Origin of the sequence: Allosalinactinospora lopnorensis (genome assembly GCF_000981225.1) — a bacterium.
In the GTDB taxonomy this organism is placed as follows: Bacteria; Actinomycetota; Actinomycetes; order Streptosporangiales; family Streptosporangiaceae; genus Allosalinactinospora; species Allosalinactinospora lopnorensis.
In genome coordinates this window covers 17,667-40,894 of record NZ_LAJC01000026.1, presented here as the reverse complement: position 1 = coordinate 40,894, position 23,228 = coordinate 17,667, and the positions used below count along the sequence as shown (strand labels likewise).

General features: G+C 69.1%; 23 protein-coding genes and 2 pseudogenes. 12 read left to right on the top strand and 13 right to left on the bottom strand.

Translation table 11 applies throughout. From position 1 onward, the window contains the following. The first annotated feature begins 24 nt into the window (after positions 1-24). Positions 25-1,209 (top strand): NAD(P)-dependent malic enzyme, encoded by a 1,185-nt coding sequence (locus tag VS93_RS11675; protein ID WP_156184787.1) that lies wholly within the window; start codon positions 25-27, stop codon positions 1,207-1,209. A 127-nt stretch (positions 1,210-1,336) separates the two neighbouring features. Here VS93_RS11675 and VS93_RS11670 read toward each other — a convergent pair whose 3' ends face one another. Both VS93_RS11670 and VS93_RS11665 read right to left on the bottom strand, forming a co-directional pair. Continuing rightward, positions 1,337-1,537: a DUF397 domain-containing protein gene (locus VS93_RS11670; RefSeq protein ID WP_046469977.1), complete on the bottom strand. Its 201-nt coding sequence runs from the start codon at positions 1,535-1,537 to the stop codon at positions 1,337-1,339. A gap of 24 nt (positions 1,538-1,561) precedes the next feature. After that, complete coding sequence (locus VS93_RS11665) at positions 1,562-2,401, bottom strand: helix-turn-helix domain-containing protein (RefSeq protein ID WP_269082843.1); 840 nt, start codon at positions 2,399-2,401, stop codon at positions 1,562-1,564. Between the two features lie 251 nt (positions 2,402-2,652). Here VS93_RS11665 and VS93_RS11660 point away from each other — a divergent pair. Further along, positions 2,653-3,620: pseudogene (locus VS93_RS11660) on the top strand (zinc-binding dehydrogenase). A 15-nt stretch (positions 3,621-3,635) separates the two neighbouring features. On the opposite strand, the gene VS93_RS30065 reads toward VS93_RS11660, so the two are convergent. From VS93_RS30065 to VS93_RS11630, 7 genes are all read right to left on the bottom strand, one after another. Beyond that, positions 3,636-3,797 carry a hypothetical protein gene (locus VS93_RS30065; protein ID WP_173434297.1) on the bottom strand — a complete coding sequence of 54 codons (162 nt, stop codon included), beginning with the start codon at positions 3,795-3,797 and terminating at the stop codon, positions 3,636-3,638. Positions 3,798-3,845: 48 nt separating this feature from the next. Then, a complete protein-coding gene (locus VS93_RS11655; RefSeq protein ID WP_046469974.1) occupies positions 3,846-4,133 on the bottom strand; it encodes a type II toxin-antitoxin system RelE family toxin in 288 nt (95 codons plus the stop codon). Next, positions 4,130-4,402, bottom strand: coding sequence for a type II toxin-antitoxin system Phd/YefM family antitoxin (locus VS93_RS11650; protein WP_236700493.1), 273 nt, complete (start codon positions 4,400-4,402; stop codon positions 4,130-4,132). The genes VS93_RS11655 and VS93_RS11650 overlap by 4 nt, the downstream gene beginning before the upstream one ends. A 93-nt stretch (positions 4,403-4,495) precedes the next feature. Then, the gene (locus VS93_RS11645) at positions 4,496-5,482 is read right to left on the bottom strand and encodes a PadR family transcriptional regulator (protein WP_046469972.1); all 987 of its coding nucleotides are present in this window, start codon (positions 5,480-5,482) and stop codon (positions 4,496-4,498) included. Continuing rightward, the gene (locus tag VS93_RS11640) at positions 5,479-6,333 is read right to left on the bottom strand and encodes a DUF4097 family beta strand repeat-containing protein (RefSeq protein WP_046469971.1); all 855 of its coding nucleotides are present in this window, start codon (positions 6,331-6,333) and stop codon (positions 5,479-5,481) included. The genes VS93_RS11645 and VS93_RS11640 overlap by 4 nt, the downstream gene beginning before the upstream one ends. Positions 6,334-6,547: 214 nt before the next feature. Beyond that, positions 6,548-6,727 carry a DUF6104 family protein gene (locus VS93_RS11635; protein WP_046469970.1) on the bottom strand — a complete coding sequence of 60 codons (180 nt, stop codon included), beginning with the start codon at positions 6,725-6,727 and terminating at the stop codon, positions 6,548-6,550. A gap of 32 nt (positions 6,728-6,759) precedes the next feature. Further along, positions 6,760-10,395 (bottom strand): multifunctional oxoglutarate decarboxylase/oxoglutarate dehydrogenase thiamine pyrophosphate-binding subunit/dihydrolipoyllysine-residue succinyltransferase subunit, encoded by a 3,636-nt coding sequence (locus VS93_RS11630; protein WP_236700492.1) that lies wholly within the window; start codon positions 10,393-10,395, stop codon positions 6,760-6,762. Between the two features lie 645 nt (positions 10,396-11,040). Here VS93_RS11630 and VS93_RS11625 point away from each other — a divergent pair. The 7 genes from VS93_RS11625 to VS93_RS11595 all read left to right on the top strand — a co-directional run bounded on the left by VS93_RS11625 (position 11,041) and on the right by VS93_RS11595 (position 18,884). Beyond that, positions 11,041-11,946 carry an SDR family oxidoreductase gene (locus VS93_RS11625; RefSeq protein WP_046469969.1) on the top strand — a complete coding sequence of 302 codons (906 nt, stop codon included), beginning with the start codon at positions 11,041-11,043 and terminating at the stop codon, positions 11,944-11,946. A 178-nt stretch (positions 11,947-12,124) separates the two neighbouring features. Then, on the top strand, positions 12,125-12,499 hold the full coding sequence (locus VS93_RS11620; RefSeq protein WP_173434296.1) for a BlaI/MecI/CopY family transcriptional regulator: 375 nt from the start codon (positions 12,125-12,127) through the stop codon (positions 12,497-12,499). Between the two features lie 32 nt (positions 12,500-12,531). Then, on the top strand, positions 12,532-13,710 hold the full coding sequence (locus tag VS93_RS11615) for a pyridoxal phosphate-dependent aminotransferase (RefSeq protein ID WP_269082842.1): 1,179 nt from the start codon (positions 12,532-12,534) through the stop codon (positions 13,708-13,710). Positions 13,711-13,772: 62 nt separating this feature from the next. Continuing rightward, positions 13,773-14,414, top strand: a complete 642-nt coding sequence (locus VS93_RS11610) for a class I SAM-dependent methyltransferase (protein ID WP_046469967.1) — start codon at positions 13,773-13,775, stop codon at positions 14,412-14,414. Positions 14,415-14,598: 184 nt separating this feature from the next. Next, entirely contained in the window at positions 14,599-15,909 is a 1,311-nt protein-coding gene (locus tag VS93_RS11605; protein WP_046469966.1) for a M16 family metallopeptidase, read from the top strand. 59 nt (positions 15,910-15,968) lie between these two features. Continuing rightward, positions 15,969-17,315 carry a M16 family metallopeptidase gene (locus tag VS93_RS11600; RefSeq protein WP_046469965.1) on the top strand — a complete coding sequence of 449 codons (1,347 nt, stop codon included), beginning with the start codon at positions 15,969-15,971 and terminating at the stop codon, positions 17,313-17,315. A 312-nt stretch (positions 17,316-17,627) separates the two neighbouring features. Then, positions 17,628-18,884 carry a serine/threonine-protein kinase gene (locus VS93_RS11595; RefSeq protein ID WP_046469998.1) on the top strand — a complete coding sequence of 419 codons (1,257 nt, stop codon included), beginning with the start codon at positions 17,628-17,630 and terminating at the stop codon, positions 18,882-18,884. 124 nt (positions 18,885-19,008) lie between these two features. On the opposite strand, the gene VS93_RS32495 is transcribed toward VS93_RS11595, so the two are convergent. Next, positions 19,009-19,131: a hypothetical protein gene (locus tag VS93_RS32495; RefSeq protein WP_269082841.1), complete on the bottom strand. Its 123-nt coding sequence runs from the start codon at positions 19,129-19,131 to the stop codon at positions 19,009-19,011. An 82-nt stretch (positions 19,132-19,213) separates the two neighbouring features. Next, a pseudogene (locus VS93_RS33370) lies at positions 19,214-19,546 on the bottom strand (ABC transporter permease); the annotation flags it as partial. Positions 19,547-19,876: 330 nt separating this feature from the next. Between VS93_RS33370 and VS93_RS11585 the strand changes: the two are divergent. Next, positions 19,877-20,749: a helix-turn-helix domain-containing protein gene (locus VS93_RS11585; RefSeq protein ID WP_046469964.1), complete on the top strand. Its 873-nt coding sequence runs from the start codon at positions 19,877-19,879 to the stop codon at positions 20,747-20,749. Between the two features lie 172 nt (positions 20,750-20,921). Here the strand turns inward: VS93_RS11585 and VS93_RS11580 are convergent, their stop codons facing one another. Beyond that, positions 20,922-21,305: a type II toxin-antitoxin system VapC family toxin gene (locus tag VS93_RS11580; protein WP_046469963.1), complete on the bottom strand. Its 384-nt coding sequence runs from the start codon at positions 21,303-21,305 to the stop codon at positions 20,922-20,924. Beyond that, entirely contained in the window at positions 21,292-21,534 is a 243-nt protein-coding gene (locus tag VS93_RS11575) for a type II toxin-antitoxin system Phd/YefM family antitoxin (RefSeq protein WP_236700490.1), read from the bottom strand. Before VS93_RS11575 ends, VS93_RS11580 begins: the two co-directional genes overlap by 14 nt. A 225-nt stretch (positions 21,535-21,759) precedes the next feature. Between VS93_RS11575 and VS93_RS11570 the strand changes: the two genes are divergently transcribed. Continuing rightward, entirely contained in the window at positions 21,760-22,302 is a 543-nt protein-coding gene (locus VS93_RS11570; RefSeq protein ID WP_173434294.1) for a histidine kinase, read from the top strand. 80 nt (positions 22,303-22,382) lie between these two features. Then, positions 22,383-23,177, top strand: a complete 795-nt coding sequence (locus VS93_RS11565; protein ID WP_046469960.1) for a DUF4097 family beta strand repeat-containing protein — start codon at positions 22,383-22,385, stop codon at positions 23,175-23,177. The last annotated feature ends 51 nt before the right edge of the window (positions 23,178-23,228 follow it).

The window sequence follows — 23,228 nt, the reverse complement described above, 5'->3', positions numbered from 1 at the left end:
GGACGAGCGTGAAGACCGAGGGGTTTGAAGTTGACCACCGATCCATATGCCCATCTGGACGAAGATCCGGCGTTCGCCCTGCATAGAGGCGGTAAGTTGAACGTCGGTTCGTCCGTCAGCGTCAACGACCACGAGGGGCTGTCCCTCGCCTACACTCCGGGCGTTGCACGGGTGTGCAGCGCCATCGCCGAGACCCCCGAGCTCGTCGGCACCTACACCTGGAAGAGCAACCTCGTCGCCGTCGTCACCGACGGGACGGCCGTTCTCGGGCTGGGCGACATCGGACCCGAGGCGGCCCTGCCCGTGATGGAGGGCAAGTCCCTGCTGTTCAAGCAGTTCGCCGGCGTCGACTCCGTGCCCGTCGCGCTCTCCTGCAACGACGTTGAGGACGTCGTCGAGACCGTCGAGCGGATGGCGCCCTCCTTCGGCGGCATCAACCTTGAGGACATCTCCGCGCCGCGCTGCTTCGAGATCGAGAAGCGGCTGCGCGAGCGTCTGGACATCCCCGTGTTCCACGACGATCAGCACGGGACGGCGATCGTGACGGTGGCCGCGCTGCGCAACGCGGCCCGGGTGACCGGCCGGAGCCTTGGTGACCTGCGCGTCGTCGTCTCCGGTGCGGGCGCCGCCGGTATCGCGGTCACCAAGATGCTGGTCGACAGCGGCATCGGCGACATCGCTGTGGCCGACAGCAAGGGTCTCATCTACGCGGGGCGCGAGGGGCTGACCCCGTTCAAGGAGGAGATCGCGGCGATCAGCAACAAGGCCGGGCTGCGCGGGTCGATCGAGACCGCGTTGGCCGGGGCCGACGTGTTCATCGGGCTGTCGGCCGGCGAGGTGCCGGAATCAGTGGTCGCGACGATGGCCGAGAACGCCGTCATCTTCGCGATGGCCAACCCCAACCCGGAGGTCCACCCGGACGTCGCGCACAAGTACGCGAGCGTCGTGGCGACCGGGCGCAGCGACTTCCCGAACCAGATCAACAACGTTCTCGCCTTCCCGGGGGTGTTCCGGGGCGCACTGGATTCCGGCGCCGCCGACATCACCGAGGGCATGAAGCTGGCCGCCGCGAACGCGCTCGCGGACCTGGTGGGCGACGACCTGTCCGCCGACTACATCCTGCCGAGCACGTTCGACGACCGTGTGGTTCCGGCGCTCTCCGCCGCCGTTGCCGAGCAGGCCCGCACGGACGGTGTTACCCGTACGTAACCGGTTGATTATCTAAAGTGGCCGATCCGGAGCGGGGTTTCCGCTCCGGATCGTTTTACCGGGCTCTGTGCGGGTCAGCGGAACGCCGGGGAGCTCGCACCGGCGGGGCCGGGCGGCTGAAGGGGAGTCAGAGGTCCGCACGCGTGGCGGCCTCGATGAAGGCCGTCCACGAATCTGGGGAGAAGCTCAGCACCGCACCACCAGGGGTCTTGGAGTCGCGCATCGCGACAGTCCCGGGCAACCTCGCGACCTCGACGCATTGCCCTCCGGAGGTACCGCTGTAGGAGCTCGCGCGCCAGCGCGGGCGGTATGGATCTTTCTTGGTCATGTCGCGCCCTTTCGGTGTGTGTCGTCAGCCCCCGGCTTCCCGCGTCCGTATGCGCTGTTCCGCCTCGGCGATGAGTTCTCGGCTCTGCTCCGGGAGCAGGGCGGTGGCACGCAGGTACTCGAAGGCGAGTATGTAATTCTGGACCTCTTTCGCCTTTTCTATGTAGAGACTGTTCGTCAGATTCTCCAAATGGACAAGGCGTGGTGCGTAGACATCCGCTTCCGGGAACTCGAGGATGTCGAATGATCCGTTGAGTCCCGAATGGGCTCCCGCGCCAAAGGGCAATACCTGCACGGTGATGTGCTGTTCCGTGGATATCTTCATCAGGTGTTGGAGCTGTTCGGCCATCACCTCGGGACCGCCGATCGGGCGGTGCAGCACCGCCTCGTCCAGTACCACCCAGGTCTTGGGTGGATTCTCCTGGAACAGGAGCTCCTGACGGCGGATCCGCAGCTCCACGCGCCGCTCGATCTCGCGGGCGTCGACCTCCATGGGGTGCGCTTGGAGGAGGGCGCGGGCATACCTCTCGGTCTGGACCAGACCGGGGACGACGACCGACTGGTAGAAGTGGAGAGCGTTCGCCTCCGGTTCCAGGCCGAGATAGACCTCGAAGCGCTCGGGCAGCACATCGCCGTAGACGTGCCACCAGCCGCGCCGCCGTGACTCGCGGGCCAGCATCACCAGTGTCTGGCGAAGGCCGGGCTCGTTGACTCCGTAGAGTTCCAGCAGGTCACGGATGTCGTCGGAGTTGCTGGCCACCTGTCCCCGTTCGATACGGGAGAGTTTGCTGCCGGACCACGACATCTTCTCCGCGGCCTCTTCGCCAGTCATTCCGACGTTTTCCCGTAAACGTCGCAATTCCACACCAAGACGGCGACGGCGGACCGTCGGGTTATACCAGTGGCCATCAGGAGCCTCCTTATTCCGGGGAAGGGCTACTTCCGGAACGAAAGCAGGTTACTCGACACAGAGAGCAGAATGATCATGCCGGAAATTCCGCGGGGCAATTGCAGCGGGTGATTCACAGGGAGCGACGTGCCGCGCCGGCCCACATCGTGGAGCCGGCGTGCCGGGCCCCGTGCGTGCGCCCATGGCGGATCGCTAGTGTCGGGGGCATGTTCGCTATCACGCTGCGCGTATCGACAAGGACACTCCCTCGGCCGGGCTGGAGGCGGGCGAGCGACCCGACCCCGTGCCGGGGGGAGACTGGACCACGGTGAGCGTGCGGGCCGCCGCACTCAACCACCACGACATATGGAGCCTGCGCGGGGTCGGCCTGTCCCAGGACAAGCTCCCTATGGTGCTCGGATGCGACGCCGCCGGCGTGGACGAGGACGGGCGCGAGGTCATCGTGCACGCCGTGATCGGCGACCCGGACGCCGGCGGGGGAGACGAGACTCTTGACCCGCGTGGCTCTCTGCTGTCGGAGGTCTATGACGGCACGCTCGCCGAGAAGGTCGCCGTTCCCCGGCGCAACCTGGTCCCCAAGCCCGCGGAGCTCTCCTTCGAGGAGGCCGCCTGCCTGCCGACGGCATGGCTCACCGCCTACCGGATGCTCTTCGAGAAGGCCGGGCTGCAGCCCGGTTCGACCATCCTGGTGCAGGGCGCCGGAGGGGGCGTCAACAGTGCCCTGATCCGGATGGCGAGCGAGGTCGGCCACCGCGTCTACGCCACGAGCCGCGGCGAGGCAAAACGCGAGCGCGCGCTGGAGCTCGGCGCCTACGCGGCCGTTCCTTCGGGCGAGCGGCTCCCGGAGAGGGTCGACGTCGTCTTCGACAACGTGGGCCAGGACACCTGGCGCCATTCGCTGCGCTGCCTGCGTCCCGGCGGCCGCATCGTCACCTGCGGGGCCACGAGCGGTGACGCGCCATCGGCCGAGCTCACCCGGGTGTTCTTCCTGCAACTGTCGGTCGTGGGGTCCACTATGGGGCCCCGGGGCCAGCTGCACCGCCTCGCCGAGTTCTGCGCCCGGACCGGTGTCCGCCCCGAGATCGACCGCGTGCTCCCTCTGGACCAGGCGCGGGAAGGCTTCACCGCCATGGAGAAGGGCGACCTGTTCGGCAAGATCGTGTTCACAGTGTGACCGAAGAAGCGCGGGCTACGTGAGGTCTTCGGTCGACCCCGCCAGGGCGACCCGGAGGTCGGCGATCGCGGACTCAGGGTCGGTACCTTCACCATGCGCGCCCACACCTGGACGCAGCCGCGCATGCGCACACCACACGCCGTCCTCGTCCTGCTCCAGCACATAACAAACGTCCATCGTCAATCCGGGGCTCAGGGGCGTTCGCCTGAACGATGTCGCGGAACGTCAACGAGATCGGTAGGCGTCGGCGCGATGTTCGATCGAGGTCACCGTTACAGTGCGCTCGTCCTCATCGATCTCGTACAGGACCCGGTAGGCGCCGCGCCGCGCTGACCGAGTACCCGCGTACGGCGGCAGCAGGAGGAGTTTTCCCAGCCGGTGAGGACGTTCGAGCAATGACGTGGTGATGAATTCATGCACGGCGGCGGCCACCTTCTCCGGAAGGCGGCCGCTGAGCGCTCGGGCGGTCGTGCGGGTGACGACAAGCCGGTACCGGGGGGAGCCGTCGGTCATGCGTCGCGTCGCTGCCTCTCCAGCAGAGCTCCCAGCTCGTCAGCGTCCAGCACGTCGCCGGCGGCGATGTCGTTCCGTGATTCCGCCAGCTGCCTCATCGCCTCAGGGCTCGCGAGTACGTCCAGCGTCTCTTCCAGGGTGGTCAGATCGTCCGGGGAGATGAGCACCGCGGCGACTTCGCCGTGTCGGGTGATCGCCACGCGCTCATGCGTACGCTCGACATCGTCGATGAGTTCGGAGAGGTGGTTGCGCACTTCTGTGAGCGACATACTCGTCATGTCTTCAGTGTAGCTCGTTTCTGGCGCGAATTCTGTACAGAATCAGGGCGCCGCCCGCGGGCGGCGCCCTTCGGGTGGTCGGGGTCACCGCTGGCCGCCGGGGCCGGGCTCGTCCCGGTCCTCGCTCTCGGCCTCCTGCTCCTCGTGGATCGCGGTGCTCCAGGGATCGCCGGACGCGGGCGCCTCCCCGCGGTCCTCGGTCCGCGGATCGGCGGTGGGCTGACTGGTGGGGCCGTATGCGGTTCCCGACTTCGCGGTGGTGTCCCTGTCCTCCTCTTCCCGCTCCGCGGTGCCGGCCGTGCCCTCTCCCGTGCCGGCCGCCTCCTCATCGCTTTCGCGCGGTCCCCATGAGGCGAGGTCGCGCCGGATCACCTCGATGGTGTCGTCCAGGATGCGGCGCAGGTTGTGCGACGTGGACTCGCCGGCGTGTCCGGCGTCGCGGACAACGTTGCGGACGCGCTCGGAGAAGTCGCGCAGCGCGTGCTCGAAGTCAGGGCGCTCCGAGGTCTTCTCGTGCTTGCCCCAGGATCCTCCCCAGGAACCGAGGCCCTGCGCGAGCTTCTCCCAGTCGCGCTCCCACCAGGTGCCGCTCCGGCCCTCGCGCTCCTCCTCCCGGTGTTCGCCGGTGTCCTGTTCGGAGTCCTCCGCGCCGGAGCCGGCCTTCTCCCCGGCGCCGCCGGAGCGGCGGCCACCGCCGGCGGCGAACTTCAGTTCCTCGCGCAGGGAGCTGATGGTGTCGCGGACGTCCTGTTTCACCGCGCGGGCGACATCGCGCACCGAGTCGGTGATCTCCCGCTCCAGGTCGTCAAGGTCGGAGCTGCGGTTCCGCAGTTCTTCGCGGCCTTTGTCGGTGAGGCGGTAGACCTTGCGCCCGTTGACCTCCTCGTGGGTCACCAGGCCCTCCTCCTCCAAGCGGGCCAGGCGCGGGTAGATGGTGCCGGGGGAGGGGGAGTAGACACCAAGGAACCTGTCACGCAGCAGGCTGATGATCTCGTAGCCGTGCCGCGGGCTCTCGTCCAGCAGTTTCAGCAGGTACAGGCGGAGCCGGCCATGGCCGAAGATGGTGCTCATCGGGTCCCCCTCGGGATCGCGGCGGGGGCGTCGGGTTCGCGTCGGAGCAGCGAGACCGAGCCCGAGACGGTCGTTGTGGTGATGTTCGCCGGATCCACCCCGTCACCGATCTTGCCGCTGACATAGCGGCGTCCGCGCATCTCGCGCCGGTTCAGGCCGAAAGCCGTGTCAAGCGTTCCGGTGGCCGAGCGCAGCTCGACCGCGGCCGATGTCCCGGCCGGAATGCGCAGCGCGACCTCGCCGGAGATGGACGCCAGGCGGACGCGGGACGACGGGGCCAGATCGATGTCGGCGAGCAGTTGGCCCGAAGCGGTCTTGCCGGAGAAGTCGGCAAGCCGTCCGCCGGCCACGGCGATCTCGCCGCTGACGCTGTTGAAGTGCAGGCTGCCGTCGAGGTCGCGGACGTCCAGGTTGCCGGAGACGGTGTTGACATCGACCTCACCGCTCATGTCGTCGAGGGTCACATCCCCGGACGCGGTGCGCAACTGGGTCTTGGAGCTCAGGCCCGCGGCCACGATCGGAGCGGAGAGCGTGGTGACCTCGACCGGGCAGTCGCGGGGCACTCGCAGGCTGACGGTCGAGGCGCGACGCCCCATGCTCTTGTACCCGGACAGCTGGATCGGGCGCAGCCGATCGAGCAGCCCGCTCCCGGTGAGGTCCTCGTAGGTGACGGTGAGGATGCCGGCCTCTTGGGTGACGAGAACCGGCTCGCCCACGATGTCGGAGACCTCGAAGGTGACCGGATCGTCGGTGGGAAGGATGTTGACGTAACCGCCGATGATGCGAACGCGCAGCGCCACGATCCCGTCGAGGGTGCGTGTCATCGGCTGGTCGATGGTCCATCGCGCCATCGCGGGCCCTTTCGACTCGATATACCTATAGGAACACGATATGTCGCGACCGTGCGGTACTCAAGATATGTCGTGAAGAATCAGCGGCGTGTCGGGGAGCGGTGGGACGCGGTGCCGCCGGGGAGCACGGCCTCAGCGCCGGCAAAGCCAGAGGGGATCCCGGCCGGTGACCGGGATCCCCTCTACGGTGGCACGGCGCTCGGCGCCGCCGCGCCTACTCCTCGTCGTCGTCCTCCAACCGGGCCAGCCACGTGGCCAGCCGGTCGACGGCGGTCTCGAACTCCGGGTGCAGATCGGTGAACGTGCGCAGCTGATCGGAGACCCACGCCAGGGAGACCTCTTCGTCCCCGCGGCGCTTCTCCAGCTCCTCGATTCCGCGATCGGTGTAGTACATGGCCTACTCCGCCGGCGGGAACACCGTGTTGATCAGCGCCTGCTGCTCGACCTCGTGCCGCTTGCCCGAGCCGGCCGCCGGCGCGGAGCCCGCCGGGCGCGACACCCGGGTGAACGGGCGGTCGAGCTGCTCGGAGAAGACCAGCGCCACGAACGGCCACGGCCCATGTTCGCCGGCTCCTCCTGCACCCACAGCACCTCGCCGGAGTTCGGGAAGGAGGAGAGCCGCTGCCGGATCTCCTCGGTCGGCAGCGGGTACAGCCGCTCCACCCGGATGATGGCGGTGTGCTTGTCGCCCGTGCGCTCGCGCGCCGCCTCCAGGTCGTAGAAGACCTTGCCGGAGCACAGCACCACGCGCCGAACGTCCTCGGGGCTGATCCCGGAGGAGTCGGGGATGATCGGCTGGAACGAACCCGACGTGAAATCGGCCGCGGCCGACGTCGCGGCCTTCAGCCGCAGCATCGACTTGGGCGTGAACACCACGAGCGGGCGCCGGTACGGCGACTTCACCTGCCAGCGCAGCAGATGGAAGTAGTTCGCCGGGGTGGTGGGCATGGACACGGTCATGTTCTCCTGGGCGCACTGCTGCAGGAAGCGTTCGATGCGCGCCGAGGAGTGGTCCGGTCCCTGCCCCTCGTAGCCGTGCGGGAGCAGCAGGGTCACGCTGGAGCGCTGGCCCCACTTCTGCTCGCCGGCGGTGATGTACTCGTCGATGACGCTCTGCGCGCCGTTGACGAAGTCGCCGAACTGCGCCTCCCAGCACACCAGCGCCTCCGGGCGGACGGTCGAGTAGCCGTACTCGAAGCCCAGCGCCGCGTACTCGCTGAGCAGCGAGTCGTGCGCGTAGAACCGCGATGTCCCGTGGTCGAACTGCTTGAGCGGGGTGTACACCTCGCCGGTGTGCCGGTCCACCAGGGCGGCGTGCCGCTGGCCGAACGTCCCTCGCCGGCTGTCCTGGCCGACCAGCCGGACGGGGTGGTCCTCGATCAGCAGCGAGCCGAAGGCGAGGGTCTCGCCCATGGCCCAGTCGATGGCGTCCTCTTCGACCATCTGCGCGCGGCGCTGCATCTGCGGTTGCAGGCGCGGGTGCGGCGAGAAGCCTTCGGGCAGGCTGACCTGGGACTCGACGATTCGCTTGACCGTCTCGGTGGAGATCGCCGTGTCCACGGCCTCGTGGTCGATGCGGCCCTCGTCGAACACCTCGGGCTTGATCACCGCCCCCGGCTCGACCGGCTTCTTGTCGGCCTCGCGGGTTTCGGTGAAGGCGTGTTCCAGCTGGGTCTGGTAGTCGCGCAGCGCCTGCTCGGCCTCCTCGACCGTGATGTCGCCGCGTCCGATCAGCGCCTCGGTGTACAGCTTGCGGGTGGACCGCTTGGCGTCGATGACGTCGTACATCAGCGGCTGGGTGAACGAGGGGTTGTCCGCCTCGTTGTGCCCCCGGCGCCGGTAGCAGATCAGGTCGATGACGACGTCCTTGGTGAACGCCTGCCGGTAGGCGAAGGCCAGTTGCGCCACACGGACGACCGCCTCGGGATCGTCCCCGTTGACGTGGAAGATCGGCGCCTGCACCATCCGCGCGACGTCGGTGGCGTAGACGCTGGAACGGCTGTCCGCCGGCGACGTGGTGAATCCGACCTGGTTGTTCACGATGACGTGGACGGTGCCGCCGGTCCGGTAGCCGCGCAGCTGCGACAGGTTCAGGGTCTCGGCCACCACGCCCTGCCCGGCGAAGGCCGCGTCGCCGTGGATCAGCAGCGGGAGCACCGTGAAGCCGTGCGGCCCCTTGTTCAGGATGTCCTGCTTGGCGCGGACGATGCCCTCGGTGATCGGGTTGACCGCCTCAAGGTGGGAGGGGTTGGCCGCGAGCGAGATGGTGATCTTGTCGCCGTCGAAGGTCTCGAACGTGCCCTCGGTCCCCAGGTGGTACTTGACGTCACCGGAGCCGTGCGCGCTGCGCGGGTCGAGGTTGCCCTCGAACTCGCCGAAGATCTGGCCGTAGGACTTGCCGCAGACGTTGGCCAGCACGTTCAGCCGTCCCCGGTGCGCCATGCCGATGATGACCTCGTCCAGCTCGGCCTTGGCGGCCTTCGAGATGACACCGTCGAGCAGCGGGATGAGCGACTCGCCGCCTTCGAGCGAGAACCGCTTCTGGCCGACGTACTTCGTCTGCAGGAAGGTCTCGAACGCCTCGGCGCTGTTCAGCCGCCGCAGGATGTGCAGCTGCTCCTCGCGGCTGACCTTCTCGTGCTCCCGCTCGATGCGCCCCTGGATCCACTCCCGCTCTTCGGGGCTCTGGATGTGCATGTACTCGATACCCACTGTGCGGCAGTAGGTGTTGCGCAGCACGCCCAGGACATCGCGCAGCTTCATGACCTGCTTGCCGCCGAAACCCCCGGTGGGGAACTCGCGGTCCAGATCCCACAGGGTCAGGCCGTGCTGCAGGATGTCCAGGTCCGGGTGCCGGCGCTGCTTGTACTCCAGTGGGTCGGTGTCGGCCATGAGGTGGCCGCGAACGCGGTAGGCGTGGATCAGCTCCTGGACCCGGCTGGCCTTGTCGAGCTGGTTGCGGTCGGTGGAGATGTCCTGCGTCCACCGGACCGGCTCGTAGGGGATGCGCAGCGACCGGAAGATCTCGTCGTAGAAGCCGTCCTCGCCCAGCAGCAGCTCGTGGATCCGGCGCAGGAACTCGCCGGACTGGGCGCCCTGGATGATGCGGTGGTCGTAGGTGGACGTCAGGGTCATGATCTTGCTGACGGCCAGCCTGTTCAGGGTCTCGGGGGAGGCGCCCTGGAACTCCGCCGGGTACTCCATGGCCCCGACACCGAGGATGGCGCCCTGGCCCGGCATCAGCCGCGGCACGGAGTGCACGGTGCCGATACCGCCCGGATTGGTCAGGCTGATCGTGGTGCCCTGGAAGTCCGGCACGCCCAGCTTGTTGTTGCGGGCCTTGCGGACCAGGTCCTCGTAGGCGGTCCAGAACTCCCTGAAGTCCAGGGTCTCGGCGGCCTTGATACTGGGCACGACCAGTTGCCGGGAACCGTCGGGCTTCTGCAGGTCGATCGCGAGGCCGAAGTTGACGTGTTCGGGCTTGGCCACGCCCGGCTTGCCGTCGACCTCGACGTAGGAGTAGTTCATCTCCGGCATCGCCTGCAGGGCCTTGACCATGGCGTAGCCGATGAGATGGGTGAAGGAGACCTTCCCGCCGCGCCCGCGCCGCAGGTGGTTGTTGACCACGATCCGGTTGTCGAAGAGCAGCTTCACCGGTACGGCGCGCACGCTGGTGGCGGTCGGCAGCGAGAGGCTGGACTCCATGTTGGCGGCGGTGCGTGCCGGTGCGCCGCGCAACCGCTCCTCGTGGACCTTCTGAGTGTCGTCGGCCGGTTCCGCGGACTCCGATGCGGGCTTCTCCTTCTTGGGAGCCGCCGTCCTGGCCGGCTTCGCATCCGTGGCCGGGTCCGCGGCCGTGCTCTTCGCGGCAGGCTTGCCTGCGGCCGGGGTACCGCCGGTCGCACCGTTGGCCTGGGTGGTGCCGGACTTGTAGTCGGCGAAAAAGTTCCACCAGGCCTTATCGACCGAGTTCGGGTCGTTCAGGTACTTCTGATAAAGCTCCTCGACCAGCCACTCGTTGGGGCCGAAATCTGTCAGGGGTTGAGACGCCTCAGACGACACGGCGGAGATCGCCCTCTTCCGCAGCTCGCTTGTGAATGTTTATGTCAGAGATGGCCGCTCAGCAGGGCGGGCTCAGAGTCCGGCGGCCACACATTGCCATCTGGACACACGCCCGGCCAGCAATCTCGACTAACAGGCTACTTGTCCAGGCACGCCCGTGGGGAGCCCAGGACGATACAGAACTGGGAGATACCTAACAATCATTCACAAAGACATGAACGGCGGTGGCCGCTTCTGGCTGCGAACGGTGTTCTTACCGCTCGTGAAGGGGACGGCGACTACAAGGTCGCCTTCACCATGCCCACTTCCGGTCATGCCTAACCCCATGGATCCGCGGGAGTCGCCGGACCCCCCGGAACCGCGGCCGCGGTTCCGGCGTCCTACCAGACACACGAGGCCGGGCAGGACGGCCGGACCCTCGCTCGACGGACCTACGGGGGCTCCGCCGACGGGGGTCCGGGCCCGGCCGCGTTCCCGCCTCCGCCGAACCCTCCGGCATGCGGAACATATTCTGGTCGGCGCCGTTCCCGTGGCGCTCCCTCCACGCAGGCACATCCGGTGCCAGAACGGGTAATGATGCCTCTGGCCGCGGGAACCGCGGCCAGCAGCCGATACCACCGGCCACTGGAGAAAGACGGAGGAACCATGTCGGACCTGCGGTTCGATGGGCGAGTCGCCATTGTCACCGGAGCCGGCCACGGGCTGGGCCGGTCCTACGCCCTCGAACTCACGGCGCGCGGTGCGAAGGTCGTCGTCAACGATGTGCGGGACACGGGCGAGGACGCCCGGACCGCCGCCGCGCCCCCCATGGCCGCGGACGATGTCACGGCTGAGATCCGCAACCGCGGGGGCACGGCGCTGGCCGACCGGGGGGACATCTCGACCGAGGCCGGGGCGGAGGCGCTCGTGGAGGCCGCGCTCGACGCCTTCGGCCGGGTGGACATCGTTGTCAACAACGCCGGGATCCTGCGCGACAAGTCGTTCAAGAACATCAGCGTCTCCGAATGGGACGCCGTGCTCGACGTCCACCTGCGCGGAACCTTCCTCGTCTCCCGCGCCGCATTCGGTCATCTGCGCGAGCACGGCTACGGCCGGATCGTCAACACCACGTCGCGCTCCGGCCTGTTCGGCAACTTCGGCCAGAGCAACTACGCCGCGGCCGAGATGGGGGTCGTCGGCCTGACCAAGACGCTGGCCATCGAGGGGACCCGGTACGACATCACCGCCAACGCGGTCGCCCCGATCGCCTACACCCGGATGACCAGCGACCTGCTGCCCCCCGGGACCGAGGAGAAACTCGCTCCGGAGCGTGTCACCCCCGCGGTGGTCTGGCTGGCCCACGAGGACTGCGAGACCTCCGGCGAGATCTACACGGTCGGCGGGGGCCGCGTGGCCCGGGTCTTCGTCGCGGAAGGGCCGGGTGCCGTCTTCCGCGACGCGGCCCCCGAGGACATCCGCGACAGTTGGCCCGACATCAACGCCGAGCGCCCCTACGTGATCCCCCGCAGCCTCGCGGAGCACGCCCAAGAGCATTTCAGCAGGCTGTTCTGAGCGGCTCCGCCGTTGAATCGACGTCCGGAGTGGGCGCAATCCGCAGGCGGCGGCGCCGTCCCAATGACGAATCGCACTGACGCCTTGGCGCCGGCACACGGATCCGTACGATCGATCGTGTTTGCCGGTCCTTCGTGCACTCCCGCTCCTAACATTGCGGAAATGGAGGTGGGGGAGGGTGAAAGAGTTCGGTGAACTCGAAGCCGCCATCATGGACGCACTCTGGAAGGCCGACCGTCCGCTCGTGGTCCGGGAAGTGCGCGAGACGATGGCCTATGACCGCGACGTTGCCTATACGACCGTCATGACCGTGGCCAACATCCTGTACCACAAAGGGCTGCTGGAGCGGGAGAAGGCCGGACGGGCCTGGCGCTACTGGCCCCATGAGTCACGTGAGGAGTACAGCGCGCGGATGATGAACGAGGTTCTCAGCGGCTGCGGAGATCCGGGCACCACCATGCTCCGCTTCATCGAGAACTTCACGGACGAGGAGATGACACGTCTCCACAACGCTCTCCACGAGATCCGGGTACGACGCGGTATCGCCTCGTAGGCCCGGTGGGCGGTCGGTTTATGCTGCCTGCTGTGGACGAACCTCTTGTGGCACGCATGCGGCAGTTCGGCGAGACCATCTTCGCCGAGATGACACGACTTGCCGCCGAGACCGGATCCATCAACCTCGGTCAGGGCTTCCCCGACACCGACGGCCCGCGCTCGCTCCTGGAGGGCGCCATACGCCGGATCGAGCAGGGGGTGAACCAGTACCCGCCCGGCCCCGGGCGCGTGGAGTTGCGCTCCGCCGTCGCCGCCGACCGCGCGCAGCGTTACGGGCTGGAGTACGACCCCGAGACCGAGGTCTACATCACGGTCGGCGCCACCGCCGGGATCGCCGCCGGCGTGCTCGGCCTGATCGAGCCCGGCGACGAGGTGGTGCTGTTCGAGCCCATGTACGACTCCTACGCCGGCGTCATCGCACTGGCCGGTGGGGTGCGGCGCCCGGTCACGCTGCGACCCAGCGCGAGCGAGGGCGGGCGGTTCACCTTCGACGCCGACGAACTGCGCGCGGCGGTCGGGCCGCGCACCAGAATGATCATCGTCAACTCCCCGCACAACCCGACCGGTACGGTCCTCACCTCCGCCGAACTCGACGTGATCGCGCGGGTCTGCCGGGAGAACGACCTCATCGCCCTCACCGATGAGGTCTACGAGCATCTCACCTTCGACGACGCCGTCCACATTCCGCTGGCCACCCGGCAGGGGATGCGGGACCGGACCGTGGCGGTCTCGTCCGCCGGCAAGGCGTTCTCGGTGACGGCATGGAAGACCGGCTGGGTCATGGGGCCGGAACCCCTCGTCCGGGCGGTGCGCACCGTCAACCAGTTCCTCACCTTCACGGCCAACGGCGCGCTCCAGCTCGCGATCGCCGACGCGATCCGCGACGAGATGGCGTGGGTCGGTGCCCAGCGCGACGCCCTGCAGCGCAAGCGCGACCGCCTGGCGGCCGGGCTGCGCGAGGCCGGGTTCGAGGTCCTGCGCCCGCAGGGCACCTACTTCGTCATGACCGACATCCGTCCGCTCGGCTTCACGGACGGCATCGAACTGGCGCGCGCACTGCCGCGTACCGCCGGGGTCGCCGCTGTCCCGGCCCAGGTGCTCTACGACAACCTGGACGAAGGGCGGCACCTGGTCCGTTTCGCTTTCTGCAAGCGCGACGAGGTCCTGGACGAGGCCGTCACCCGCCTCACCCGTCACGCCGGCCGCTAGCGTCCCGCGAACCGCCTCCCGGAGGGGCGTCCCAGCCGTTCTCGCCGAGCAAAGAAGGCCCAATGCCCACACCGCCCACCACCATGCCCGCTGAACCGCTGCGCGCGGCCGAGGCCGCGAAGGGCTTCATGCCCACCGACGAAGGGTTCGCCCTGTACGAGGCGGCGCTGGGCTACGCCGGCCTCGGCCCGATACTGGAGATCGGCACCTACTGCGGCAAGTCCACCGTCTTCCTGGGAGCGGCCGCCCGGCAGGCGGGCGGGACCGTCGTCACCGTGGACCACCACCACGGCTCCGAGGAGCACCAGGAGGGGTGGGAGTACCACGACCCCACGATGGTGAACCCGGCTACCGGACGGCTCGACACGCTCGGCGGCTTCCGGGAGACCATGGCGGCCGCCGGCCTGGAGGACGACGTGATCGCGATCGTCGGGCGCTCCGCGGACGTGGCGCGGCTGTGGAACACCCCGCTGGGCATGCTCTTCGTCGACGGCGGCCACACCGAACAGGCGGCCCAGGCCGACTACGCGGGTTGGAGCCCGCACGTACGGCCGGGCGGGGCGCTGGTGATCCACGACGTCTTCCCTGACCCCGCTGACGGCGGCCGGCCGCCGTACAACATCTACCGCCGCGCGCTGGACACCGGTGAGTTCACCGAGGTCCGGGCGGTCGGCTCGATGCGTGTCCTGGAACGGCGGCGCTGACGCCGACACCGGCGGTGGCGCGGTGACGTGCGGCCCTCCGCGGCTCGGGGCCGGAACGCGCGGCACCGGCCACGCCCGGCAATCCACCGGACGGCTTTGTGTGAGCGAAAACCCGTCCGAGCGCATAGGCTCGGACCGCAGGGCGAGATCCTTCGAGAGCCGTGGACAAGGGGTGCATGGACTGGTGACCACGAACGGAGCGACCGGCCGGGTCGGTCAATACACGTTGGAGAACGGACTCCGCCTGGTGACGGCGCCGGCGGCCACCGGGCAGGTGGCGGCGGTCAACCTCTGGTACGGCGTCGGCTCCCGGTACGAGGTCCCCGGCCGGACCGGGTTCGCCCACCTCTTCGAGCACCTGATGTTCCAGGGCAGCGGCAACGTCAAGAAGGGGGAGCACTTCGACGCGGTGGAGCGCCTCGGCGGCGATATCAACGCCTCCACCTCCACCGACCGCACCAACTACTTCGAGACCGTTCCGGAGCACGCGCTCGACCTCGCCCTCTGGCTGGAGGCCGACCGTCTGGCCACGCTGCGCGCCGGCATGACCCAGGAGGTCCTCGACAACCAGCGCGACGTCGTCAAGAACGAGCGCCGCCAGCGCTACGACAACGTCCCCTACGGCACCGCCTTCGAGCGGATCCTCCGCCTCGGCTACCCGGAAGGCCACCCGTACCACCACCCGACCATCGGGTCCATGGAGGATCTCGACGCCGCCGACCTCGACTACGTCCTGTCCTTCCACGAGAGGCACTACGGTCCCGACAACCTCGTCCTCACCGTGGTCAGCGACCTCGACCCGGACGACGTCCACCAGCGCGTCGCCACGTACTTCGGCGGGATCGCCGCCCGGGAGACCGTCGCCGAGGCGCCCGACAGCAGCCTTGAGGGGCCCATAGGCGGCCCGGCGCGCGACATGGTCACCGAGGCCGTGCCCGCCCCCGCGGTCTTCCTCGGTTACCGCGTGGGGGCTTACGGCGAACGCGAATTCGACGTCATGCACCTCGTCTCGGCCGTTCTCGGCCAGGGCCAGGGCAGCCGCCTCTACCGGCGGCTCGTCGTGGAGCGGGGACTCGCCGTCGACGACGGCGGTGCGGCGGCCGACGTTCTGCCGTTCCGCTACACACCGAGCCTCATGCTGGTGACCATGATCGCCCGCGATGGGGTCTCCGGCGACGAGCTCGAGGCCGCCATCCTCGAAGAGGTCGCCGGCCTGGCCGACGGCGTCACCGAGGAGGAGCTCGACCGTGCCCGCGCGGTACTGGAGCGGGACCACCTGCAGTCGCTCTCCAACCCCAGCGGCCTGGCGGACACCATCGGGAGCTGCACCCAGCTGTTCGGCGACCCCGAGCTCGCCTACACCTGGCCGCAGCGCTGGGCCGACGTCACCACGGACGACATCGTGGCCGGCGCCAAACGGCTCCTTACCGAGGAGAACCTGCTGATCGTCCGATTCGACCCCGAAGACCCGGACACCCAAGGCGGAGACGCCTGACCCCGTCGCCGCGCCCTACCGGCCCGCTTACGCACGTCGAAGAAAGAGTCGATTTGAGCATGCTCCAGTCCCGTCCCGAGCTCGGCCCGCCGCAGCCCTACACCTTTCCCAGGCCCCGGCGCCTGAGCGTCGGCGGCGGAACCGTGGTCGCCATCGACGTACCCGGCCAGCAGTACGCCGCGATCCGGCTCGTCCAGCCGGTCGGCGGGGCCAACGAACCGCTCGACCGCATGGGTGTGGCCACCCTTACCGGCGAAGCGCTCGAGGACGGGGTGCACGGAAACAGTTCCCTGGCGCCCTCCCTGGAGCAGCACGGCGCCGAGTGGGTCTCCCGTGTCACCTGGGACAGCTTCGTCACCGGTGTCGACGCCCCCGTCAACCGGATCACCGACGCCACGGCGCTGTTCGCTGAGGCGGTCCGCACCCCGGCCCTGCGCGCCGAAGACGTCCTGCGCCGCCGGGACCAGCTCATCGAGCGGTTCTGGCTCGACGCCTCCGTCGCCTCCACTCTCGCCATGAGGACCATCGGCGGCCAGCTCTTCACCGGCCGCTACGCCACCCCGCTGAGCGGGGGCCCGGTGCGGTTGCAGGACGTCACTCCCGAGATCGTCACGGACTTCCACGCCCGCTCCGTCGCGGGCGCCGCGGGGACCCTCGTGGTCGTCGGCGACCTCGCCGACGTCGACCTGGAAGAGATCGGCAAGACCGTCTTCGCCGACGCGGCCCCGGCCCCCGCGCCCGAGATCACGGCGCCCGAACCCGCCACGGGCGAGTTCCCGCGCATCCTCGTGCTCGACCGGCCCGGGTCGGTGCAGTCCGCGCTGATCCTGGCGCACCACGCGCCGCCTCGCTCCGAGGTCGATCTGCCCAAGGCAGACGGCATGAGCGACGTCCTCGGTGGAATGTTCACGTCCCGGCTCAACATGGAACTGCGCGAGCGGCTCGGCTACACCTATGGTGTGGGATGCCGCTTCGACCTCCGCCGCGACAGTGGGGTGTTCCTGGTCAGCACGCAGGTGGAGGCACCCACGACCGCTCACTCGGTCACCGCGATCCTCGGCGAGATCGAGAAGCTGCAGACCGATGGTGTCACCGACGGGGAACTCGCCGCCGTGCGCGAGTCCAACACGGTCGGGCTTCCTGTGACCTACTCCACAGCCCGCGGCCTGGCCAACGCGCTGGTCGAGATGGTCGTGTACGACCTGCCCGAGGACCACGTGGACCGGCTGCGCGCCGGTTTCGAGCGGGTCACCGCCGAAGACCTCGCGGACGCGGCCCGAAACCTTCTGCGACCTCGGGAATCGGTCGTTATCGTGGCAGGCGACGCCGCGCAGCTCGAGGAGCCGCTGCGGGAGACCGGCTTCGGACCGGTCCTCGTACGCGATCCGGAATCCCTCTGGACCTGACCCGTGCCGCACCACGGGGTGCTGTCGGGGCGAGAACGAGCGAGGAGAGTAAGGCCGCTGCATGGGGTACGTTTCCGTTGGACATAACGAATCCGAACCTTTGTGCCGCTGGCCTGGTGGCCCTTTGCTCGGTTTTCGTTCTCACCTGATATAACGAGTGATCTGTCCGGCAACCGATGCGACCCCGAACGTAACAGCCCGCAGGAGGCCACCGTGGCCCGTGATCTGACTCGCTGACAAGCCGTGTCCTCCATTGAGAAGCCCCACGCGGAGCGGCCAGGGTCGCCGCAGGAATCCGCGCGCCAAGGCACGATCGAAGCCGGCCCGGGCGAGCGTGTACTCAAAGGGCGCTACCAGCTCCTCGAGGAGATCGCCCGGGGCGGTGTCGGCACCGTATGGCGAGCGACGGACCTCGCGCTGGAGCGCGAGGTCGCGGTCAAGGAGCTGCGGCTGCCCACCGACCTGAGCGAGACGGAGCGCGAATCGCTGCTCCAGCGGACCACACGCGAAGCGCGGGTCGCCGCTCGGCTGACCCACCCGGGCCTCATGACCGTTCTCGACGTCGTGGACGAGGACGGCCGGCCCTGGATCGTCATGGAGCTCGTCGTTTCGAGCACCCTTGACGAGATCGTCCAGCTGGCCGGCCCGCTGCCGTACCAGCGCGTCGCCGAGATCGGCCTGCAACTGATCGACGCGTTGAAGGTCGCCCACGACGAGGGCATCGTGCATCGCGACGTCAAACCCGACAACGTCATGATCAGTGAGGACGGCAGGGTCGTGCTGACCGACTTCGGGCTGGCCGCGTGGACCGGAGAGTCCGCGTTGACCAGCTCGGGCCGGATCATCGGGTCGCCGTCCTACATTCCGCCGGAGCGGGCGAAGGCCGGCCCGGTCGGCCCCGAGTCGGACCTGTGGTCGCTGGGCGCCACGCTGTACGCGGCGGTCGAAGGGCGCCCGCCCTACGACCGCAAGGGCTACATCCAGATCCTGCGGGGCGAGGAACTCGAGGAGCCGCCGGTGGCGGAGAACGCCGGGCCGCTCGCGCCGGTGCTCGCAGGCCTGCTGCACGTCCGGCCGGAGGACCGGCTCACCGCGGACAACGCGATGAAGATGCTGCGTATCGCCGCGCTCGCCCCGTGGGCGCCGGAGACCAGCCCCGAGACCGCCGCCAGGAGCGCGGCCGCGACCGGGGAGCGGCCGGTCATCGTGGAACGGACTGGGGAGGAGTCCGAGGACGAGTCGGATAAGGAGAACGACTCCGCGCGGGAACAGGCCAAGGAGCATTTCCGGCAGGGCGCGAACGTCCTGCGGAACTCGCTGCAGGAGTCGATGTCCGAATCGGTGTCGCAGGTGTCGGAGTCGATGTCGCACCTGCAGGAGAAACTGCAGCGGCACCGCCCCGAGTCCGTGAGCTCGCTGCTCACCTCCATCCGGGAGTCCACCGATACCCTCGGTCTGACCGCTTCGGGCCGGCATCGGAGCAGGAGCCAGTTGCCCATGGCCATAGCCGTGGGCGCGGGTGTCCTGGCGCTGCTGGCGATCGTGCTCTGGGCGCTGCTCTTCCGGTAGTGGCCGGTGCGCGAGGTTCGCCGCCATGAGCGGCTCCCCGGGCGGGGCCTCCCGGCTCGCCGGCGGCAGCGTCGGTGAGCCCCTGCCGCGGAACGGCCGAGGCGGATGCCGTGTGCCGGAGCGCCTACGAGGGGCGTCCGAACCTGCGGGGTGCCGCGGTCAGCGCGACCGCGGCGAGTAGCAGCACCACCCCCAGCTCCAGCGCGACCGGGGGCTGCCAGGTGCCCCACATCGGCCCGGCGGCCACCGGGGCCCGCCTCGAAGGCCGCCATGGTGCGCCGCAGCGCGTCCACCGCATACGAGAGGGGATTGGCGAGCGCGGGGACGGCGATCCAGCCCGGCAGCGAGGACAGGAGGAAGAACGCGCCCGACAGGAACAGCAGCGGCAGCATCGCCACCGTCAGGTCCGTCTGGAAGGTCTCCGGGCGGCTGATGCACACCGCGCACAGGGTGCCGAGTGTCGTCAGCGCGAACGCCGTCAACGCCATCTGGACCAGTAGTACCCCCAGCAGCAGCGGATCGTAGGGCACGCTCGCTGTCCCCGCCATCGCCAGCACCGCCCCGTCCGTGCCGGTGGCGACGGTCGCACCGCCGAGGCACTTGCCCGCCAGCAGCGACCCGCGCCGAACGGGTGCCACCAGCATCTCCCGCAGGAATCCCATCTCCCGGTCCCACACGATGGAGGCCCCGGCGGCGACCGCCGGGAACTGCGCGGCCATTTCGATTCCGGCGCGGGTTATGAGCGCGCGGATTCGTCGGTTGAGGACACGGAGAATTCCGGCCGCCGGTTCCCGGAGGGCGGGCCCGCGATCGGGAAGGCGGACCGCGGACTCCACCGGCGACTCCGGGCCACACCCGCTGAACGGGGCCGGGAACCTTCGCGGTGCGGCCGGAAGGCGGCCTTGGTGGCCCTACCGAACGCGGACGCGAGATGTCGGGTGCGGTCGGGGCCGTCCTCCGTAGCTTCGATGGTGAACGAAGGAGGGGACACCGTGCTGGACCGGCTGAACCAGGCCCTGGAGATGGTCGAGGAGGACACCGGGGAACCGGTGGACGCGGCGGCGATGGCCAGGGTCGCGCTCACCTCCGAGCACCACTTCCGCCGTCTGTTCGCAGCGCTGTCGGGAATGCCCCTGGCAGAGTACGTGCGGCGGCGCAGGCTGACCCTGGCCGGCGCTGAGGTCGTCGGCGGCAGTGACACGCTGCTCGACATCGCGGTGCGCTACGGCTACGGCTCAGCCGAGGCCTTCGCGCGGGCCTTCCGTGCCATGCACGGCGTAGCGCCCGGCGAGGCCCGGCGTACCGGCGCGGTGCTCTCCTCACAGCCGCGGATGGCATTCCGCCTCACTGTCGAAGGGAGAACCACCGTGCAGTACCGGATCGTGGAGAAGGGGGCCTTCCGCCTCGTCGGTCCCAGGACGCGGGTGCCGATCGTCTACGAGGGCCGCAACACCGCCATGGAGGAGTTCGTCACGGGCCTGGGCGAGGAGACCCTCGCCCGGATCGGGGAGCTGTCCGACCAGGAGCCCCGCGGTGTCCTGGGGGTCACCGCGGCCTTCTCCCCGGATCGCGAGGAGGGCAGCGAGATCGACTACTACCAGGCCGCGGCCACCTCGGCCCGGGGCGCCGAAGGCATGGAGACTCTGGAGGTGCCCGCGGGCGTCTGGGCGGTCTTCCCGAGGTCGGCTCCCTCCAGCGAGTGCCCCCAGGCCCTCCAGCGCATCTGGGCGGACGTCTTCGGCCAGTGGTTCCCCGCCAACCCGGCCTACCGGGCCACCGAGGGGCCGGAGATCCTGCGGGTGGACTACACCGGGGACGGCGCCACCGCCGAGGCCGAGCTGTGGATCCCCGTGGAGCGCGCCTGAGCGCAGTCCGCGGGGATCACGGTGCCCCGTACGGCCTTGACAGCATGCGAACCCCCAGACCGTGATCGGGGGGCCACACTTGGACTTCCCCCAGCGCACGTGAAGGTTCGTCAGACGGCTGCTTCGGGTGATGTACCGTCTGGCCGCGCCACGAGGTCGGGTTCGTCTCCCGTTACTCCCGGGCGTCGAGGATGAACGGGCGCTTGAGGTCGAGCAACACGGTATCGGCGGTCAGCATCTGCATCCCGGCGCGTTCGGCCTGGGCGACGATAAGCCGGTCGAATGGGTCGTGCCGCACGAGTTCCGGGTAGCCGCGGATGCCCTCGGTGTCCTGGGCGGCGATGCTCAACAACGTGAGCCCTTGCTGTTCGATGCGTTCGCTGAGCCGGTCTGGAACCACGAGCCTGCCGAGCATCGCCTTGATCGTGAGTTCCCACACGGTAGCCGCGGAGACGTGCACCCGGTCGGCGGCGCCGATCCGGGTGCGCGCCTGCCGGCCAAGACGCGGGTTGTCATCCATGACCCAGAGGGCGACATGGCTGTCAAGAAGCAGCATCGGCGTCGCCGTAGAACATCTGCTGGATGTCGGGGTCGAGTTCGTCGAACGCGGCGTCGTCGTAGGAAAGCTCGCCCCTGAGGCCGCCGAACACCACAGGAGTCGAGCGGTGCGGCACCAGGTCGGCGACAGGTCGGCCGGCCTTGGAGATGACGACCTGCTCACCGGCGGCGACCTGCTCCAGCAGCCGGGACAGGTGCGTCTTGGCTTCGTGGATGTTGACTTCCACAGTCATATCCTCAGCATAGTCAACATGACTAAGTTTAGTCTAGTCAGACTGCTCGGAGGTGTGTACGAAGGGGAGGTCGAAACCACTGTCGTGGTCGAGGGTCGCACCCAAGGCGATGCCGGGGGCCGGCAGTCGTCGGGTGTGCCGGGTGGAACTAGGGCCATGGCGTCAAGATGAGTCAGGAATGGCTTGACGTGACGTCATAATAGACGTCATAGTGAAGTCATGGATTTGATGCCGTATGTCGACAACCTCCGCCGCCAGCTCGTGGCGGCCGCCGAAGCCGGAGGCGAGGACACTCGGGCGGTCGCCGAACGCCTGACCGCGGCGCTGGAACCGGCTGCCCGATTGGCCCTGTTGGACGCGCTGGCCGACGCCGCGGACGAGATCACCCGCGACTTCGCCCCGGGCTCGGTCGAGGTCCGGCTGCGCGGGGGCCAGACTGACTTCATTGTGACGTCACCCCCGGTCGGCGAAGCGTTCGAGGACGCCGACGAGGACGGCCGCCCGCACGACACAGCGGCAGAGGGCCGGCCGCCCGCGGGATCGGTCCCGCCGGAGGCCGAGGAAGGGGGCACGTCGCGGATCACCTTGCGCCTGCCCGACCACCTCAAGCCGCGCGTCGAGGAGGCGGCCCGCCGCGAAGGGCTTTCGGTCAACGCCTGGCTGGTGCGCGCCGTGTCCGGCGCGCTCGACACCGGTACCCGCCGGGCCGGCCAGGCCGCGAGCCGCCAGGTCGGACGCGGCTACACCGGCTGGGTCCGCTAGCCGCCCCTGCACCCGACACCGCACCCACCACGTCTCCCACCAGCGGAGACGCCCACAAGCGCCATGACCGGGAGACCCCTATGCCTACTTTCGACACACCCGAACCGATCACCGCCGAGATCAACCTGGTCTTCGGCGCCGTCCAGATCAACGCCGGCGACCGCTCCGACACCGCCGTCGAGGTCCGCCCGCGCGACCCCGCCAAGGACGCCGACGTGCGCGCCGCAGAACAGATCCGCATCGAGTACGCCGACGGCCGACTGCTGGTCGAGGACCCCGCCACCACAGGGCTGGGCCGGCTGCTGCGCAAGGGCGTAGCTGACGTGACCGTGGACCTGCCGACCGGCTCGCAGATCCAGGCCAGTACCAGGGACGCCAACATCCGCTGCGAAGGCACCCTGGGCGCCTCCAAGCTCACCGCCTCCAGCGGCAACATCGCGCTGGACCGGCTGACGGGAAGCGCCGAGCTCACCTCGACGCACGGCTGGATCCGCGCCCGGGAGATCGACGGCAGCGCAGCGGTCAAGACGTCCAACGGCGCCATCACCCTCGGCACGGTGACCGGCAGGCTGCGGATGAAATCCGCGCACGGCGACATCACCGCCGAGCGCCCCCTGGCCTCCGTCGAAGCCAGGACCGCCCACGGCAACGTCCGGACCGGCGAGCTGGTCCGCGGCCGTGCGGACCTGAAGACCTCCTACGGAGAACTGGAGATCGGCATCCGCGAAGGCACCGCCGCCTGGCTGGACGTGGGCTCCAAGCACGGCAGCGTGAGCAGCTCCCTGGAATCGGCCGAGGACCCGGGCACCGCTGAGGAGACCGCCGAGGTGCGCGCCCACAGCGTTTACGGCGACATCGTCGTCCGCCGCGCCTGAGTCCTTCGCTCCTGCACGCCCGCGAGCCTTCGCAAGGCTCCGCCCGGACCC